The following is an 18,346-nucleotide window of genomic DNA, read 5'->3' on the forward strand; positions in this document are numbered from 1 at the left end:
ACAAAATGATTAAACAATATTTCAAGCAGGCCCTGTCACAACTTAAACAGCAACCTTTATTGACTACGATAAGTGTGCTGGGCACTGCACTGACCATTTGCCTGATTATGGTAGTGGTGATGCAACAGCAGATAAAGACGGTTCCTTTTGCTCCTGAAAGTAACCGGAACCGCTTGTTACACGTCAAACAGATGAGTGTAGGCAACAAAACCTGGAGTGACGATGGTTCAAGTAACGGCCCAATGGGAATAAAAACGGCGAAGGGATGTTTCGAAGGGTTGACAACTCCTGAAGAAGTCAGTATATATAGTATTCCCGAGACGATGCAGGTTTCTTTGTCACGGGGAGCTCGTACAGGAGTTGATGCACTTGAGACAGACGGGGCCTTCTGGCGCATATTCGACTTTTCGTTTATCGATGGCAAGCCTTATTCAGATGCTGAAGTTAAATCGGGTTTACCTGTGGCTGTTATAACAGAAAGTGTGGCCCGTCTTCTTTTTGGTATTGCTACAAACGTGGTCGGAAAAGAGATTTTTGTGAACGATGCTCCTTACCGGGTAAGTGGAGTCGTGAAAGATGTCTCTTCAATGGCTTCAACAGCCTATGCACAGATATGGATTCCATATCTGTCAACTAATATCACAGGAGGAGGTAATGTATGGAGTGATGGTATTATGGGAGCGATGCGGGTTGTGATTCTGGCTCGTAGTTCTTCTGATTTTGATGTGATTCGGGCAGAGTGTGAACGACGCCGTTTGGCATACAATGCCGGATTGGGAGACTATTTTGTTTTTTATCGGGGACAGCCGGATGACCAGTTGACCATGTCACAGCATAAGTGGGCAAATGAGGAACCGGATATGGTAGGTTATTTTCGTCAGCAAGTGATCATTTTCCTGATTTTGCTGTTGGTTCCTGCTATTAACCTGAGTTCGATGACTCACAGCCGCCTGCGACAGCGTGTAGCGGAGATTGGCGTGCGTCGTTCGTTCGGTGCTACCCGTGGAGGGGTGATGGGTCAGATTGTTGCTGAGAATTTTGTGTTGACTTTGTTGGCTGGTATTGTAGGATTATTGTTCTGTTTGCTGATTTCTTATGTGTGGGGCGGTACACTCTTTGCCGATTCACGGTTGATGTATCTCAATACGGCTCCAGTCATTGAGTGGAAGATGCTTTTCAAATTCTCTACATTTATTTATGCTCTGCTCTTTTGTCTGCTTTTAAACTTGCTCAGTAGCGGGTGGCCGGCTTGGCGGGCATCCCGGATGTCGATCATAAATGCTCTTAGCGGAAAACTCAATTAAACACTGCATGAACGATGAATAAAAAATTATTAAAACAAATAGTTAATGAACGGCGTTCGAATGCGTGGTTGTTCGTAGAGTTACTGTTAGTAAGTATTGTGCTTTGGTATGTGGTCGACTATATGTTTGTCACTCTTTATACTTATTTTGAGCCCCGTGGTTTTGATATAGAGAATACTTACAGGGTTGAATTTGATTACCTCACGGAAAAAAGCCCCGATTATATAGCGGGCCGTACGGAAGAGGAAGATCATGCCGATATGCGTGAATTATTAGATCGTTTGCGCCGTCGTTCTGGAATAGAGGCAGTTAGCATGTCACAAAATTCTTTTCCTTACAATGGCAGTAACAGTGGTATGGAAGTACGTCTGGATACCATGCAAAGAAAGTATAATATTCGGCGGTGGGTAACTCCTGACTTCTTTCGTGTATTCCGCTATCGGGGAGCCAACGGAGAAACACCGGAACAATTGGGCGCTTTGCTGAAAGAGGGTACTTTTATGGCATCACGTAATCTTTTTGAGTCTCGTTATCATGTAGACTTAAAGGATTATGTTGGCAAAGAGTTTTGTTTGGATCAGGATACAGCCCGGGGTACAAAATTGTCTGCTGCGCTTGAGGTGGTTCGTTACGATGATTTTACAGCCGCTTGCTATAGCCGGTCGGTAGTAATTTTATTGCGGGAGGACCAATTAGCGTATGGCAATGAAATCTGTCTGCGTACCGGTGATGGTGAACCTGCCGGATTCGCCGAACGATTAATGAAGGATGCACCGTCCCACTATAAAGTAGGGAATGTCTTTTTATCGAAAGTACATTCATTTCAGAATATTCGTCGTACTTTCCAGTTAGACGATATGAATACTTTACGAAATTATTTAGTGGGTATGGGCTTTTTACTGCTTAATATCTTCCTGGGATTATTGGGTACTTTCTGGTTCCGGACACAGCAGCGTAAAGGTGAAATGGCGTTGATGATGGCAGTAGGAGGGAGTAAGCAAAGTATATTTCTTCGTTTGTTGAGTGAAGGTTGGTTTATGCTTCTTTTGGTTACTCCGTTGGCTTTTGGCATCGATTTCTATATCGCAAAGAGTGAACTGACCCCTTCATGGTATTTTTCTACCTTCTCCATGGGGCGCTTTATATTGTGTGAAAGTATCACATTGTTATTGATGGCGCTGATGATTCTGGCAGGTATCTGGTTTCCGGCCCGTCAGTCTATGAAGATCCAGCCGGCAGAGGCATTGCACGAAGAATAAAAGCTTATCGCAATATTTTATCATCTATCTGCGTTGTTTTCAAGATTATAACGTATATTTGCGTTCACAATCCTGATACAACGCAGATTTTTTGCTATGGACAAACGATTATATATTATATTTCTTATATCTATTTTCTTATTATTCCCGAGACTTTCCACTGCTGCGGAACGCATTTATAATGTCCTATTCGTTCAATCGTATGCTTCGGAAACACCTTGGCACAATGACTTGGTCCGGGGATTGAAGGACGGGCTCAATGAATCGGGATTGAAGGTGAATGTTACAACTGAATTTTTGGATGCCAATTTCTGGATGTATCAATCTGAAAAGCTGATTATGCGCCGTTTCTGTGAACGGGCTCGTGAAAAGGGGACAGACTTGATTGTTACCGTCAGCGATGAGGCTTTTCATACTTTGTTGACTTGCGGAGACTCGCTACCCTTTCAGTTGCCGGTTGTCTTTTTTAATATAAAATATCCGGAAGGCAGTCTGATCGATTCATTACCCAACGTGTGTGGATATACGGCGAATCCTGATTTCGGAGAATTGCTTAGACAGGCGAACCGTCTTTTTCCGAGCCGGACTAAGGTCGTCTGTATCTCCGACAACAGTCTTCTAAGTTCAAAAGGAAAAGATGACTTTATGGACGAATGGGAGGGCTTCGTGAAAGAGCATCCGGAATATACGGTGACTTTTTATAATTCGCAGACCGATACAACCAATAAAATTATCGCTTCTACCTGCTATCCTCGCAATACGCATAAGACACTGATCATCGCTCCCAAGTGGTCGTCTTTCATGTCCTTTATCGGGCGTAATTCAAAAGCACCTTTCTTTTCGTGTGAGAATCTGGCGTTGACTAATGGTGCCTTTGGTGCGTATGATGCCGACTCTTATGCTTCGGCACGTGAGGCAGGGCGGACAGCCGCAAGTGTGCTGCGTGGGAAATCTCCTTCAGAAGTGGGGATCATTGAATCTCCTTTGAAGTTTATGTATGATTTCAAGCAGCTTGTATTTTTTAAGGTAGATCCTCAACAAGTAATTGCTATCGGTGGAACCATTATTAATGAACCCTACATGGAGAAATATCGTATGCTGTACATCCTGTTGTATAGTTCGATATTGGCTTTACTGGTGTTTCTGATAGTGTGGCTGTATCGCATAAACCGTCGTGAATCCCGCCGTCGCATCCATGCCCAGACCCGTTTGTTGATACAAAACCGATTGGTGGCCCAACGTGATGAATTTGATAATGTATTCCATTCTATTCGTGACGGGGTGATCACTTACGACACCGATTTCCGTATTCATTTTACCAATCGTTCTTTATTGAAGATGTTGCATTTGCCCAAAGATGAAGCCGCTCGTCCTTACGAAGGTTTGCCGGCAGGCAGTATCTTTAAAATCTACAATAATGGTAAAGAGATTCTCCGTCCTATGCTCAAGCAGGTGGTGACTGAAGAACGCAGCGTAGTCATTCCGGAGAATTCGTTTATGCAGGAGGTGCATAGTGGAAGTTATTTTCCGGTTTCAGGAGAAATTGTTCCTATCCGTGCACATGGAAAAATTACGGGTATGGCCCTCTCTGCCCGTAATATATCGGATGAAGAGATGCAGAAGCGTTTTTTTAGTATGGCGGTAGACGAGAGTTCTATCTACCCTTGGCAATACAATATTCGTACCGGTCTGTTCACTTTCCCAGCGGGTTTTCTGACGCGTTTTGGTTTTGCGGAAAATGAGACTACCATTTCACGCGACGAGATGGATCGGATGGTCCATCCGGACGATCAGGAGTCGGCATACGGGCTTTTCAACCGGGCATTGGCGGGTCTGAGCCAAAGTACGCGTATGAGCTTCCGTCAGCTTAGTGGTGACGGCAATTATGAGTGGTGGGAATACCGGACATCGGTGCTTGCGGGATTGACAACAGATACGCCCTACAGTATTTTGGGAGTATGCCAAAGCATACAACGCTATAAGACAACCGAAGAGCAACTGACGGCGGCACGTGACAAAGCGCTTCAGGCAGACAAATTGAAATCGGCTTTCCTTGCCAATATGAGCCACGAGATACGTACGCCGCTGAATGCGATTGTAGGTTTCTCCGATCTGTTGAGCGATACCAGCGGGTTTACGGAAGAAGAGGTTAAGCTATTTATAGAGACTATCAATAAGAATTGCGGACTGTTACTGGCACTTATTAATGATATTCTTGATCTGTCACGTATAGAATCCGGTACAATGGATTTTCAATTTGCCGGTCACAATCTACCCTTACTGATGAAGAATGTGTACGATTCACAGCGTTTGAATATGCCTCCGGGCGTGCAGTTGGTACTGAAGTTGCCGGAGAATAGTAAAAAGTATCTGGTGACGGATAATGTCCGTCTCCAACAAGTGGTAAATAACTTGATCAACAATGCCGTTAAGTTTACGACTCAAGGTTCGATTACATTCGGATATACTGAAGGAGAGCCCGGCTACACTTCTCTTTTTGTCGAAGACACCGGAAAAGGAATTTCGGAAGATGGGTTGAGGCATATTTTTGAACGCTTTTATAAGGTCGATAGTTTTACCCAAGGTGCCGGACTCGGACTGAGTATTTGCCAGACCATTGTAGAACGTTTGAACGGGACGATTACCGTTGTTTCAGAAGAAGGGCACGGAACCCGTTTCACTGTCCGTCTTCCGGACATTTGCGAATAATGATGCCAGGGAACGTTCGCCTGCGAACAAACTGTTCATTTTCGGACAGCAGAAAGAATGATAAACGATAAGCGCTGAACGATAAACGATGAATGATAAACGGTGAATGATAAGCGCTGAACGATGAATGATGAGTGGTGAACGGAGGGAGCCGGCGATGGATGTTCCTGATGATAAAAGATCGACAGCCGGTGTCTTTCGCCGGAGGGTGTATCCCTCTCTTTCCTGTTCATTTACAGCATGGTTGCTTGTCCGGAAGAGACTGCTCTATTGTCATTTTTCCCATTTTGCATCCATCGTTTGTTTCCGGATGTCCTTTCCTGTTTTTCGTTTATTTTTTCTTTCACTTCCTCAACCGCCCTTATTTATGGTTCCATGTTTCGTGTTCCCGTTTCCCTTGTATTCACTTTTGGCACGGGGTTTGCATTTCAGCCGGTAAATAAACGAATTTTATATGAAACGATACTTTCTACTTTCTGCTTTTGCTTTTTGCTCGTTGGCGCTGAGTGCGCAGGAAACGCAGGAAATCACCTTGAATGAAGCCATTGCACTGGCACGAACACAGTCTGTAGATGCAGCAGTAGCTCTGAATGAGCTGAAGACGGCTTATTGGGAGTACCGCACGTTTCGTGCCGATCTTCTTCCGGAAGTAAATTTCAGCGGTACATTGCCCAGTTACAGCAAGCAGTATAACAGTTATCAGAATGAAGACGGCTCTTACTCGTTTGTTCGCAGTAATAAGTTAGGATTGAACGGTGCTTTGTCTATCGACCAGAACATCTGGTTTACGGGAGGTAAAGTTTCGTTATCCTCTTCACTCGACTTTATGAAACAGTTAGGTTCCGGAGGAAGCCGGCAGTTCATGTCTGTTCCCATCGCCCTTCAACTGACTCAGCCCATTTTCGGAGTAAACAACCTGAAGTGGAACCGCCGTATCGAACCGGTGCGTTACGAAGAGGCGAAAGCCGCCTTTATCACTGCGACGGAGACGGTGACCATGAATGCGATTACTTACTTCTTCAACTTACTGTCGGCAAAGGAGACGCTGGGCACTGCCCGCCAGAATCAGGTAAATGCCGACCGCTTGTATGAGGTGGCCGGAGCTAAACGAAAAATGGGTCAAATTTCAGAAAATGAACTTCTGCAACTGAAGCTTGCCGCCTTGAAAGCCCGGGCTGCCGTGACGGATGCAGAAAGCAATCTTAATGCCCATATGTTTCGTCTGCGCTCTTTCCTGGCCATAGGAAACGACCTGATACTGGAACCTGTAGTACCGGAATCGGCTCCCGACTTGAAGATGGAATATAACCAAGTGCTGAACAAAGCACTGGAACGCAATTCGTTTGCCCACAACATTCGTCGTCGTCAGTTAGAGGCCGAATATGAAGTGGCAACAGCCCGGGGGAATCTCAGGAGCGTCGATCTTTTTGCGAATGTAGGTTATACGGGGCTGAATAAAGACTTATCTCCTGCCTATCACAATTTACTCGACAATCAGGTGGTTGAGGTCGGTGTTAAAATTCCAATCCTCGACTGGGGCAAACGCCGTGGGAAAGTGAGGATAGCAAAGAGTAACCGGGACGTTACCTTATCCAAGATAAAGAAAGAGCAGATGGATTTCGATCAGGACATCTTCCTGTTGGTCGAGCATTTCAATAATCAGGCGCAGCAGCTTTCCATAGCCAATGAAGCCGATAAGATTGCGCAACAGCGCTATAAGACAAGTGTCGAAACATTCCTGATCGGTAAGATCAATACACTCGATCTGAACGATGCCCAAAATTCGAAAGACGATGCTCGTCAAAAACATATCAACGAACTGTACTGGTATTGGTATTACTATTATCAACTCCGTAGTCTGACGTTGTGGGATTTCCAGAACAACACTCCTCTGGAAGCTGATTTTGAAGATATTATAAAAGAATAATTGTGCGTTTGTTCTTTTAAACCAAGAGGCCCTACCTTATTAAATCAAGGTACCTTTGGTTTTAAATCAAAAAAGAGTAGTTTTGCAACTTAAAAATTGATGCCTATGCTTTTAATTATAGATGATGATAGCGGGGTACGCTCTTCCCTGAGTTTTATGCTGAAACGTGCCGGTTATCAGGTAACTGCAGTGACCGGTCCGCGTGAGGCGATGGAAGTGGTTCGTTCGGAGGCTCCTTCTCTGATCCTGATGGATATGAATTTTACACTTTCTACCTCAGGCGAAGAGGGATTGACGCTTTTAAAACAAGTAAAGGTTTTTCGCCCCGATGTCCCGGTCATTCTGATGACTGCCTGGGGCAGTATACAGTTGGCTGTACAGGGGATGCAGGCCGGTGCATTCGACTTTATCACGAAACCCTGGAATAACGCTGCCCTGTTGCAGCGCATCGAGACGGCACTCGAACTGACTGCCACTCCCAAAGATACTCCGCAGGAGCAAAGCGGAACACTCAACCGGAGTCATATCATAGGCAAAAGCCGTGGGTTGATGGAGGTATTGAATACGGTGGCACGTATTGCTCCTACCAATGCTTCTGTGTTGATTACGGGTGAAAGCGGAACAGGTAAAGAATTGATAGCCGAAGCCATTCATATCAATAGCCAGCGTGTCCGTCAGCCTTTTGTAAAAGTCAATCTGGGAGGAATTTCACAAAGCCTTTTCGAAAGTGAAATGTTCGGTCATAAAAAAGGTGCGTTTACAGATGCTACTGCCGACCGTATGGGGCGTTTTGAAATGGCGAACAAAGGAACTATTTTTCTGGATGAAATCGGGGACCTTGATCCGTCGTGCCAGGTAAAGCTGCTGCGGGTGTTGCAGGACCAGACCTTTGAGGTGTTGGGAGACAGTCGCCCGCGTAAGACGGATATCCGGGTGGTTTCGGCTACGAATGCCGACCTGAGTAAGATGGTGAGCGAACACACTTTTCGTGAAGACCTGTTCTATCGTATCAACCTGATAACCGTAAAACTGCCTGCACTGAGAGAACGCAGAGAAGATATACCATTGCTTGCCAGACACTTTGCCGACCGTCAGGCGGAGATTAACAATCTGCCCCGTACAGAATTCTCGTCGGATGCGTTGAACTTCCTGAGCCGTTTACCTTTTCCGGGCAATATCCGTGAATTGAAGAACCTGGTAGAACGTACGATTCTGGTCAGCGGGAAGGAGACGCTGGATGCAATCGACTTTGAGAACCAATACCAACATCATGATGAAAGTGTGGCAACCTCTTCTTCATTTGCGGGAATGACCTTGGATGAAATTGAAAAGCAAACGATTCTTCAGGCACTGGAATGCTATAAAGGAAATCTCAGCCAGGTGGCTACCGCATTAGGCATCAGTCGTGCAGCATTGTATCGCCGTTTGGAGAAATATGATATCGGTGATAAGTAACCCGTTGTTTATCATGGTCCGTTAATCGTTAATCATCAATCACATGTCAGTAAAGGGATTCTTCTTCATACTTGTTTTCTTCTTGGTCGCTATCATGGGTTTTCTGATTTATATATCCGAAACCGTTGTCGTGAAGTATCTCTATATTGCCGAAGCATTGATGCTGCTCCTGATGCTGTATCTTATTTTGTTTTACCGGAAAATCGTGAAACCGATGAACACCATCGGCAGTGGTATGGAACTTCTCAGAGAACAGGACTTCAGTAGCCGGTTAAGCCATGTGGGGCAGCAGGAGGCCGACCGTGTGGTAAATGTTTTCAATCGCATGATGGAACAACTGAAAAACGAACGGCTGCGCTTGCGAGAACAGAATCATTTTCTCGACCTGATGATTAATGCTTCCCCCATGGGAGTTATTATCATGACGCTGGACGAAGAGGTGTCTCAACTCAACCCCATGGCGATGAAGATGATGGGAGTCCGTCCGGAAGAAGCCGAGGGCAGGAAACTGTCCGAGATCGATTCGCCGCTTGCCATAGAACTGGCTGCCATTCCGAAGGGAGAAACCAGCACCGTGCGACTGAATGATTCAAATATTTATAAATGTACTCATTCTTCGTTTGTGGACCGCGGCTTCCAGCATCCTTTTTATTTGATGGAAGGATTGACAGACGAAGTGATGAAAGCGGAGAAAAAGGCATACGAGAAAGTGATCCGTATGATCGCGCACGAAGTGAATAATACAACGGCAGGGATTACTTCTACACTGGATACAGTCGAACAGGCATTGTCTGAGTCGGATGGTATGGAAGATATTTGTGATGTGATGCGTGTCTGTACGGAACGTTGTTTTTCTATGAGCCGTTTCATTACCCGTTTTGCCGACGTGGTGAAGATTCCCGATCCCCGTCTTACTCCGATCAACCTGAATGACCTTGCATTCAGTTGCAAACGCTTTATGGAGGGGATGTGCAATGACCGGAATATCCGGTTACAACTGATATGTGATGAATCATTGGAGGATGTGAAACTGGACGCCTCCCTGTTTGAGCAGGTATTGGTGAATATTATTAAAAATGCGGCTGAAAGTATCGGGAAAGACGGTCAGATTACCATCCGCACCTCATCACCTGCTGCTATCGAAGTGGTGGACAATGGGCCCGGCATAACAAAAGAGACTGAAGCAAAGCTCTTCAGTCCCTTCTTTTCTACCAAACCCAACGGACAAGGTATCGGCCTGGTCTTTATCCGTGAAGTTTTAAGCCGTCATGGCTGTACGTTTTCATTGCGTACATACGCTGACGGACTGACAAGATTTAGGATTTTATTTCCGTGATTCCTGCCATCTCTGGGCATATTCATCCAGTATCCGTTTGATTCCCTGGCCTATTTTGACATAATCCTTTTCATTCAGGTTGGCAAGTGATACACGTACGCTCCATTCCGGTCCGGCAAAACCGCCACCGTTCAGCAATACCAATGAGGTTTCGTTGGCGAGGCGGAAAACAACATCCAATGGGCTGTACGTTTTCTTGAGGTAGTCTACAAACTCTTCTCCGTAGAATATCTTAGCCCACACCAGCATATCTATCTCACTATAATATCCTACACGCAGCGGATCGTCCACCAGTGAGAATCCGGTATTATCCCACAGAGCTTTCAGGCGTCTCCGGATGATCTCCTGCATCTTGTTTTTATACCGGTTCTCTTTATCCAGTATGGCGAAAGAAGCGAAGAGGCTCATCTGCGTCTGTTGCGGCAGAGACAATCCGGCTGTATGATTGAGCGCCACTTGCCGGCTGTCGGCTACCATGCGGTCGATGAATTTTAATCTTTCGGGGGCAAGGGTCAGGCTGGAGTAACGCTTATTGAGGATTGCCTTTTGTTCTTCCGGTAAGTGGGCTATCATCCGGTCAAAAATATTCTCTTCGTGCAGAGCGATTACGGCATCGCGCCATCCGGTAGCCCCGAAATATTTGGAGAAGGAATAGACGCACAAAGTATTTTGCGGCAGTTCGGCCATCAGCGAGCGGAAATGCGGACTGAATGTACCGTATACATCGTCTGTGATAATCATCAGGTTCGGATTGTCTTTCTTCACGATATCTACAATCCGTGCGGCGGTCTCAGGACTCAGTGTATAGCTGGGCGGGTTACTGGGATTGGTAATGAAGAGTGCTTTGATCTGCGGGTTTTTCAGGCGGTCTATATCTTCGTCTTTGTATTGCCAGGTGTGCAGCCCGTCTGCTGTCATCTGGTCCGCAGATATTTCCGTAACGTTAAATTCATAGCGTCTCAATTGAGGGATTTCAATATAGGGGGTGAAGACAGGTACCATCAAGGCGATTCCATCTCCTTTATTGAGCAGGAAGTTTTCTTGCAGAGAGTCGAAAACGTAGCACATGGCTGCCGTACCGCCTTCGGTGGCGAACAAATCGTATTTGCCCTTTGGCGGACGACTGTCGCACATTTCCTGTGCCAGATAGTCTTGTACAATCATCTCGGTAAACTGGAGGATGCGGTCTGGTACCGGATATTGGTCACCTATTACCCCTTCTGCCCATTCGTGGACAAGGGTGTCTGGGTCGGCGGCATGTTCCAGTAACATGTATTGATAGGTTCCTTTTAATAGTTCCGCACCCGGCTGGCTATGATTGGTTTTGAGAAAAGTCTCAAAGCGGGCGGCAATCCCGTCTTTTTGCGGGATACCGGCAATTCCTTCCGGCAAGTACATCACATGCCGACATTCTTCCAGTCCGAATTTACCTAAAAGGAAGAAAGCTTCACGTGGAGTGGTGGCAATCCAGTTCGGGTTTCCACGTCCGGCATTCAGCATGGTATGAGCTATCTTTTTGATGCTCTCATCAGCCATTTCAATCAGTCTGTTTTTCAGTTCGAAAGGACTGATACTCTCCATCTTTTTAGCAAAACTTTTAGTTACTGCTCCGTTGTTTTCATTACTTTTCATTATTATGTCAGGGTTATGTTTAGTTAATATCAAAATCTATTTTACATGAGTAACACAATTACGACTCCCCAGATAATCAGGAGAGTATTTCCCACAGCATACGTCACTGTATATCCCAAAGCGGGAGTTTCGCTTTCAACAGCTTCCTGGATGGCACCTAATGCGGCGGTAGTAGTACGTGCACCTGCTGTGCATCCCAATATCAGTGCCGGGTGGAATTTGAAGAGATACTTTCCCATAAGTATGCCTACTATCAGAGGAATGGAAGTAGCCAGTGCGCCTACAATGAACAGGCTTAGCCCCACTTCTTTGAATCCCTGTACGAAGCTGGGACCTGCAGCGATGCCCACGACAGCAATAAACATGTTCAGACCTACGTTGTCCAGTATCCAGAGAGCGGGTTCGGGAATACGTCCGAAAGTAGGGTGTTTGCTGCGTAGCCATCCGAAGAACAATCCTCCGATCAATGCGCCCCCACTGGTGCTGAGACTGATGGGGACACCACCCATGTGGATACTCAGGGCACCTATCAGTCCTCCGATCAGAATACCCAGACCAACGAAAATCATATCTGTCTGGTTGGTTGGACGGTCGGCGTACCCCATTTTCTTGGCAGCTTCATCCACTTCGTGTTTGGTCCCTACCAATTCGACAATATCACCTGCATCCACAATGGTTTGCGGCAGTACCGGTATATCGATTCCCGCCCTTTTGATACGGCGTATGCTGACACCGTGCATGAATTTCTGTGAACGTATTGAACTTATTTTTTCTCCGGCAAAGGTTTTCCGGGTTACCATGACGGGCAATACTTCAGCCGGAAAGTCCAATAACTGAGGATCCAGTACCTCGGGACCGATCCAATCTTCCTCGCCGATAACATATTCACGGCGACCACTCAATACCACCTCATCCCCTTTCCTGAGAATCAGGGTCGGGGTGATTTCTTTTACGATAACTCCGGCTTGTCTGACACGTTCGACAAACAGGTGCTTGTCATTCTCCTGGAAATAGCTTTCAAGATCTGACACCCGTTTTCCGTCACCAAACCACTCATTATCTACTTTATAAGCCCGGAAAGTCACCGGACGTGCAGCGGGCATAAAGCCGGGTTGATCCGCTTCGCTATTCCCCATTTTAGCCTCCAATTCTTTACAGGCAGCTTTTACTTTATCGAGTCCGCCCAATAACTTGGGGCCGAGAGAGCCCAATACCCATGCCGAACCCGCCGTGCCGAAGATGTAAGTTACGGCATACGATACCGGGATAATATTATTATAAGCCTCTTTTGTTTCAGGAGATATGTTTAGTTCATTGATCGTATCTCCTGCCACGCCTATGACAGCCGATATCGTCTGTGAACCGGCCAGTAATCCGGCTGCTTCCCCTACATTGTAACCCATAATTTTAGCCAATATCCAGGGAATAATCAGACAGAATACACACATGATGGCAGCAAATCCCATTTGGGGGAGTCCGTCCTTTTTCAGTCCCCGGAAAAACTGCGGACCGACTTTATAGCCGATAGCGAATAAAAAGAGTAAAAAGAAAACAGATTTAATGGGGCCGTCGACCGTAATGTTCAATTGCCCCACAAGGACACCTACCAGCAATACGCTTGTAACGACACCCAGGCTGAACTTTCCGATTTTTATTTTGCCAATCCAAAACCCTACGAAAAGGGTCAAAAAGATGGCAAGCTCGGGGTGAACCCTAAGTTGATGAATAATCCAATCCATAGTTAATTTGTTTAGGTTTAAATTCTCATTAAAAACAGCTTGTGCAAGAAAGTGTTTTGTTAAACAGGCTATTCTTATATCATTGTATAAATTATTAACGTTATCTTTGATGCGTTAAATTGTATATTGTTTTGAAGAGTAAATTTCGTAATTTCTTTTTGGCCTTTGGCATCCTGGCCGTCATCATCATGCTGTTCACTTTCGATGTGTCTTATGATGAACTGCTGGACAACCTGCGGCGTGCCGGATTTTATCTGCCGCTGGTTCTGATCCTTTGGCTTTTCATCTATCTGATTAATACCCTTTCGTGGTATATCATCCTTCGTAGCAGTGGTCCGATGAATTCATTGTCGTTCGCCCGGCTCTATAAATTCACGGTTTCCGGTTTTGCGTTGAATTATGTCACTCCCGTGGGACTGATGGGAGGGGAGCCCTACCGGATTATGGAGCTTACTCCCTATGTCGGAGTGGAGCGTGCCACATCTTCGGTCATCCTGTATGTGATGATGCATATCTTTTCACATTTCTGTTTCTGGCTCAGCTCGGTATTGATTTATGTCTTTTTTTATCCGGTCGGTTGGGGGATGGGCATTGTCTTGGGGTTGACCACACTCTTCTGCCTCTTACTTGTCACTCTTTTTATCAAAGGCTACCGGAACGGTATGGCTGTGGCATGCGTACGTCTGGGTAGTCATATCCCTTTTTTGAAGAATCGTGCAGTCCGCTTCGCGGAACTCCATAAAGAAAAACTGGAAACCATAGACAGTCAGATAGCATTGCTTCATCAACAGCGAAAAAGTACCTTTTATTCGGCATTGGGTTTAGAGTATACCGCTCGCATAGTAGGGTGTCTCGAAGTCTGGTTGATTCTGAATGTATTGACTACGGATGTCAGTTTTGTCGGTTGTATCCTGATCGTTGCTTTCTCTTCTCTACTGGCCAATCTGCTTTTCTTTCTTCCCATGCAATTAGGGGGCAGGGAAGGAGGCTTTGCCCTGGCGGTAGCCGGTTTGTCTTTGTCCGGAGCATATGGGGTATTTGCTGCTCTGATTACGCGGGTGCGGGAGATGGTCTGGATTGTTATTGGGCTGGTGCTGATGAAGATAGGAAATCGGAGATAGAGTAATGATGAAAAGCTGAATTTCTGAGAAATTTCTATCGTTAAGGATTATGAATGTGTCTAATCACTCAGTTCATTCTTAAATATGAGCAATATTTGGCAAGCAGATTCTCTAATGGGAGGTTGCCATTTTCAAACCGTTTTGCGTCCAGTGGCAAAATTCTTTCGCGTACATGTATCTTACCTTTGTAGAGAGCTTTAATGTATTTATTACCGTTTTTCTCTTCAACACTGATTTCAGAAAAAAAGGCAGTAATGTCTTCCGGATCATATATAATAGAATAGCTCGGACGTTTAGCACCGGGAATATCCTCTCGAAGAATGTCTTTTTCTACAAGGTCTTGAATATCTCGTATGGCTGTGTCTTTGGAACATTTAGCCAATGTTGCCCAAGTCTTGGAAGTTATTTTAGCCTCATAACCGTCAAGGAACAGGTTCAGTATATCGGTCTGCCTTTGGCTTAGTGGAATGGACGAAGTCTTTTGCCAAAAGAAACTTTTGTTCAAAATAGTGCTGACGATATTTTCCGCTTCATCAAGTGCGACAGACAGCGTATTGGCATACCAACATATCCATTCAGTGATGTCACCATCGCCATGTTGAGCCTTTTCCAAAATATCGTAATAGTGGTTCTTATCCTTATTTATCTGCGAGGAAATATTGTAAAATCGGAACTCGCTCTTGTCGGCACGGGCCAACAGCATATCAGAAAGTATGCGTGCCAATCGTCCGTTACCATCTTCAAATGGATGAATACTAACAAACCAGAAATGTGCAATAGCCGACCGAATAACTGAATTTACATTTTCCTGACTGTTAAACCAATCAAGGAACTGTGCCATTTCCTCATCCACACGTTCCGGTGCAGGGGCAATATAATGGATTTTCTCGCGACCGAACATTCCGGAAATTATATGTTCCTCGTTTGTACGATACCTACCAACTTCAATCTGTGAGCCCTCGCTGAAACCGGTTGGGAAGAATGCTGCTTGCCATGCACAAATTTTCTCTTTTGTCAATGTCTGGTTGTAATGATTCACTGCATCAAGCATAACCGCCACAACAGAATCTACATAGTGTGACGGTACTGTCTGTTTTATGTTTTCAATACCCAATTTTCGAGCTATGGATGAGCGTACTTCGTCTACATTTAGGCGTATGCCTTCAATTTCTGACGAATAAACAACATCATACGTCAAGTTCTCTGCCATCGCTTTTAACTTGCTATCAAAGCCAAGCGAGGCAAGTCTGCCGTACAACAAGCCCTGTTTACGATTCACTTCTTCAAGAAGTACTGTCAGTTCAGAAGCATTCCAATGGAATACTGTCCAATTGTCTCTTTCGTGTATATACATACTTAGAATATGGTTGATGCGTCATTAAGCCATGAATAACGCCGCAATATTTGCGACGAAATTAATCATTTATTGTCGTATTACCAAGCAAAATAGTGTAATGTCGCAAAAAATGCGATGATTTTAGGCGCAAAACGTCTGGTTGTCACGATTTACATCCAGTATCACTTATGCCTAAAATATGAATTTGCTTTGGCGAGAGTGGAAGAACTTCTGCCATTGGTTGATAATAATATCTCTGCGAATGATAGGAATGCAGTAGAACTCTCTGTCATGTCCGACATAGTTATTGCATACGAAAAAGAACATTATCCGATAAAAAAACAACTGTTGCAGAATTAATAGAATTTTATCTTGAAGAAAAAGGAATGAGCTAAAAGCAACTTGCCATTGAGATTGGAATAAGTCCTTCACGGGTGAATGATTATATTGCAGGACGTTCAGAGCCTACTTAAAAAATAGCCCGTTTGCTTTGTCGGGTATTGAATATTCCTCCCGCTGCAATGTTGGGGGGTAAATTGAGGGTTATGATACATGCAAATGAAAAGGCTGGATTTATGTAGCATGTTGCTCTGAGAATAATATCGTAACAATTAACATTGTTAACGCCATTTCTCCGTTATTTTATTCTTGTGTGCAAATAACAAGCCTTTTGCATTTAAAACACTTGCTATTTGCATTTAAAGAACAAGCTTTAACGTAGTGTTAAAATAAAGCTTTGGGCGAGAGAAATCTTATGCTTTAAAAGCACTGTGTTTTAGTTTGTTAAGCACACTCTTTACTTCTTTGTTTCACCGAATCCCTTCTTAGGTAAAAGCCTATATACTTGCTTTTTTGTCAACTACAAATCGGGGACTCATACTCCCTGCTATCTTCTTTTCGCCTTGTTTAGTGCCGCTATCAGATACCTTCCTTTTGCCCCTATGTCACTCCAGCAAGTGTTGGCAATCAGCCGCCACACCGTCGTTCCCTTTCTGCCATAGTCCGACAGCCTGAGAATGGCGTTTACTTCATTTACCTCGTTAATTCCCAATCTTTGGAGCGTATCCGTCAGTCCCGGATAATTGTGTGTCATCGTATTGAAAGCGTATCCCGGTATCGGGAGAGAAACAGAATCCTCCATCCTTTCTTCCTCCTTCCCCTCGGGGGGAGCTGAGGGGGGTAATTCTTTATTTTCCTTTGCTCTACTTTTCTTTACTTTACTTTGTCCGGAATTGCATGCATTTTTTGCGTTAACGGCTACATCGTGTACTACATTTCCCGGGCTAACGGCTACATCTCCTGTGCTGACAGCTACTTTTCCTTCTTTAAGCGGCTTGGGTCGTTCAATTTCCTGTTGTGTGGATGCATTGTCCGGTTTGCCGCTTTCCTTTTCCGGTCTCACCATCAGATAGGGTAGTTCCGACAGTTCTCTCTTCCTTCGCTTCGTAGCTTCCAGCCATACCTTTTGTATGCTTTCCGAAGTCAGTATTCCGTTTTCTTGATAACTGCTTCTGTCCAGTATTCCTTTGATAAAGAGAATTTCGATAATTCCCTGCACCTCCCCGGCTTGCACTTCCCTTCCTGCCTTGTTGGCAAAGATCAGGCACTGTTCCTCGTCCCAACGGATGAAGTATCCCTCCTTGTATATTCTGCACAGCAGTTTCAGTACGATTGCCGGGCCCTTTATTCCGTATTTAGCTTCTATCACTTCCATTGCATTCTCTTCCATGAAGTTTACGCCTATCGGGAAATAGTTGATCCCGTCATATATTGTTGCCATATTTGTTTTTTTAGATTAGTTGTTTTTTTATCCGTAATACTTTTACCACAAATTACACCCGATTCCCAAAGACGTTTTCTCCTGATTCCTCAAAATAGAAATAATTCATCCGCGAAAATTCCGTGTAATTTGTGGTGCCCACCCTATACGATCGGTCTCCATTCCATGAAGTTCTCCACCTGGAATGTCGTCCACCGTTGTTCATCCACATTCCAGTACACTACTGCGCCTTCTATTTTTGTGGGATCATACTTCTTGTGGAATTCCGCTTCATAGTAGATCAGTGTCGCTTTCACCAACCTGAAGTCTCCGTTCTGCTTCTGATAAGCGATGGCTGCGTGCCCGTATTGCAGGTGGTCTGTTAATGCTTCCAGGCGTTCCGCCATCCATTCCGCACACTGCTCGGTATATCCTTTCTCAAAGACAATGCGTTTTTTCCATCTCAGTTTCATGGCTTCACTTTGTGATGCCGGTCTTTTTTTCCGTTTCATACGTATATTTTTTAAGTTGATAAATTGTTATCGCCACGAAGATAGGGGGCGTTTCATGTAAGACGGATTATGATAATTCATTGTGCGTATTTTTGTGGATGGCGGGTTTGTGCTGTCTATTCTTTTCCACTTCTTCCCAAATGCTGCTGATATAGACTAATATTGAACTGATGGATAATGGTTTAAATACTCCGTTTTTAATATTTCCGATTAGTCTTTTTTCATTGATGTAGCGTGCGAGTGAAGCCTGACATGTA

13 protein-coding genes and 1 pseudogene are annotated in these 18,346 nt (G+C 44.8%); 8 read left to right on the forward strand and 6 right to left on the reverse strand.

Features of this window, described 5'->3' with window-relative positions; all coding sequences use genetic code 11:
- Positions 1-5 precede the first annotated feature (5 nt).
- The 6 genes from FDF36_RS10025 to FDF36_RS10050 all read left to right on the forward strand — a co-directional run bounded on the left by FDF36_RS10025 (position 6) and on the right by FDF36_RS10050 (position 9,990).
- A complete protein-coding gene (locus FDF36_RS10025; protein ID WP_220391236.1) occupies positions 6-1,304 on the forward strand; it encodes an ABC transporter permease in 1,299 nt (432 codons plus the stop codon).
- Positions 1,305-1,318: 14 nt separating this feature from the next.
- Positions 1,319-2,563 (forward strand): FtsX-like permease family protein, encoded by a 1,245-nt coding sequence (locus FDF36_RS10030; RefSeq protein WP_220391237.1) that lies wholly within the window; start codon positions 1,319-1,321, stop codon positions 2,561-2,563.
- A 96-nt stretch (positions 2,564-2,659) separates the two neighbouring features.
- On the forward strand, positions 2,660-5,272 hold the full coding sequence (locus FDF36_RS10035) for a sensor histidine kinase (protein WP_220391238.1): 2,613 nt from the start codon (positions 2,660-2,662) through the stop codon (positions 5,270-5,272).
- A gap of 454 nt (positions 5,273-5,726) precedes the next feature.
- Positions 5,727-7,199, forward strand: a complete 1,473-nt coding sequence (locus tag FDF36_RS10040) for a TolC family protein (protein WP_220391239.1) — start codon at positions 5,727-5,729, stop codon at positions 7,197-7,199.
- A 105-nt stretch (positions 7,200-7,304) separates the two neighbouring features.
- Positions 7,305-8,654 carry a sigma-54-dependent transcriptional regulator gene (locus FDF36_RS10045; protein WP_220391240.1) on the forward strand — a complete coding sequence of 450 codons (1,350 nt, stop codon included), beginning with the start codon at positions 7,305-7,307 and terminating at the stop codon, positions 8,652-8,654.
- Between the two features lie 43 nt (positions 8,655-8,697).
- Positions 8,698-9,990: a sensor histidine kinase gene (locus tag FDF36_RS10050; protein WP_220391241.1), complete on the forward strand. Its 1,293-nt coding sequence runs from the start codon at positions 8,698-8,700 to the stop codon at positions 9,988-9,990.
- On the opposite strand, the gene aspD is transcribed toward FDF36_RS10050, so the two are convergent.
- Positions 9,979-11,622, reverse strand: a complete 1,644-nt coding sequence (gene aspD / locus FDF36_RS10055) for an aspartate 4-decarboxylase (protein WP_005809417.1) — start codon at positions 11,620-11,622, stop codon at positions 9,979-9,981. The genes FDF36_RS10050 and aspD overlap by 12 nt on opposite strands.
- A gap of 41 nt (positions 11,623-11,663) precedes the next feature.
- Entirely contained in the window at positions 11,664-13,361 is a 1,698-nt protein-coding gene (gene aspT, locus FDF36_RS10060) for an aspartate-alanine antiporter (protein ID WP_005776290.1), read from the reverse strand.
- A 131-nt stretch (positions 13,362-13,492) separates the two neighbouring features.
- On the opposite strand from aspT, the gene FDF36_RS10065 reads away from it, so the two are divergent.
- Entirely contained in the window at positions 13,493-14,482 is a 990-nt protein-coding gene (locus FDF36_RS10065) for a lysylphosphatidylglycerol synthase transmembrane domain-containing protein (protein WP_220391242.1), read from the forward strand.
- Positions 14,483-14,549: 67 nt separating this feature from the next.
- On the opposite strand, the gene FDF36_RS10070 is transcribed toward FDF36_RS10065, so the two are convergent.
- Positions 14,550-15,836: a Fic family protein gene (locus FDF36_RS10070; protein WP_220391243.1), complete on the reverse strand. Its 1,287-nt coding sequence runs from the start codon at positions 15,834-15,836 to the stop codon at positions 14,550-14,552.
- Positions 15,837-15,953: 117 nt separating this feature from the next.
- Here FDF36_RS10070 and FDF36_RS10075 point away from each other — a divergent pair.
- Positions 15,954-16,288, forward strand: a pseudogene (locus tag FDF36_RS10075) (helix-turn-helix domain-containing protein); the annotation flags it as partial.
- A gap of 416 nt (positions 16,289-16,704) precedes the next feature.
- Here the strand turns inward: FDF36_RS10075 and FDF36_RS10080 are convergent.
- From FDF36_RS10080 to FDF36_RS10090, 3 genes are all read right to left on the reverse strand, one after another.
- Positions 16,705-17,598: a DUF4373 domain-containing protein gene (locus FDF36_RS10080; RefSeq protein ID WP_220391244.1), complete on the reverse strand. Its 894-nt coding sequence runs from the start codon at positions 17,596-17,598 to the stop codon at positions 16,705-16,707.
- A gap of 143 nt (positions 17,599-17,741) precedes the next feature.
- Positions 17,742-18,089, reverse strand: a complete 348-nt coding sequence (locus tag FDF36_RS10085; RefSeq protein WP_005776294.1) for an SH3 beta-barrel fold-containing protein — start codon at positions 18,087-18,089, stop codon at positions 17,742-17,744.
- Between the two features lie 67 nt (positions 18,090-18,156).
- On the reverse strand, positions 18,157-18,346 hold a 190-nt coding region (locus FDF36_RS10090; RefSeq protein WP_220391245.1), incomplete at its 5' end, for a hypothetical protein.

The sequence above is a fragment of the Bacteroides fragilis genome (genome assembly GCF_019583405.1).
Taxonomy (GTDB): domain Bacteria; phylum Bacteroidota; class Bacteroidia; order Bacteroidales; family Bacteroidaceae; genus Bacteroides; species Bacteroides fragilis_B.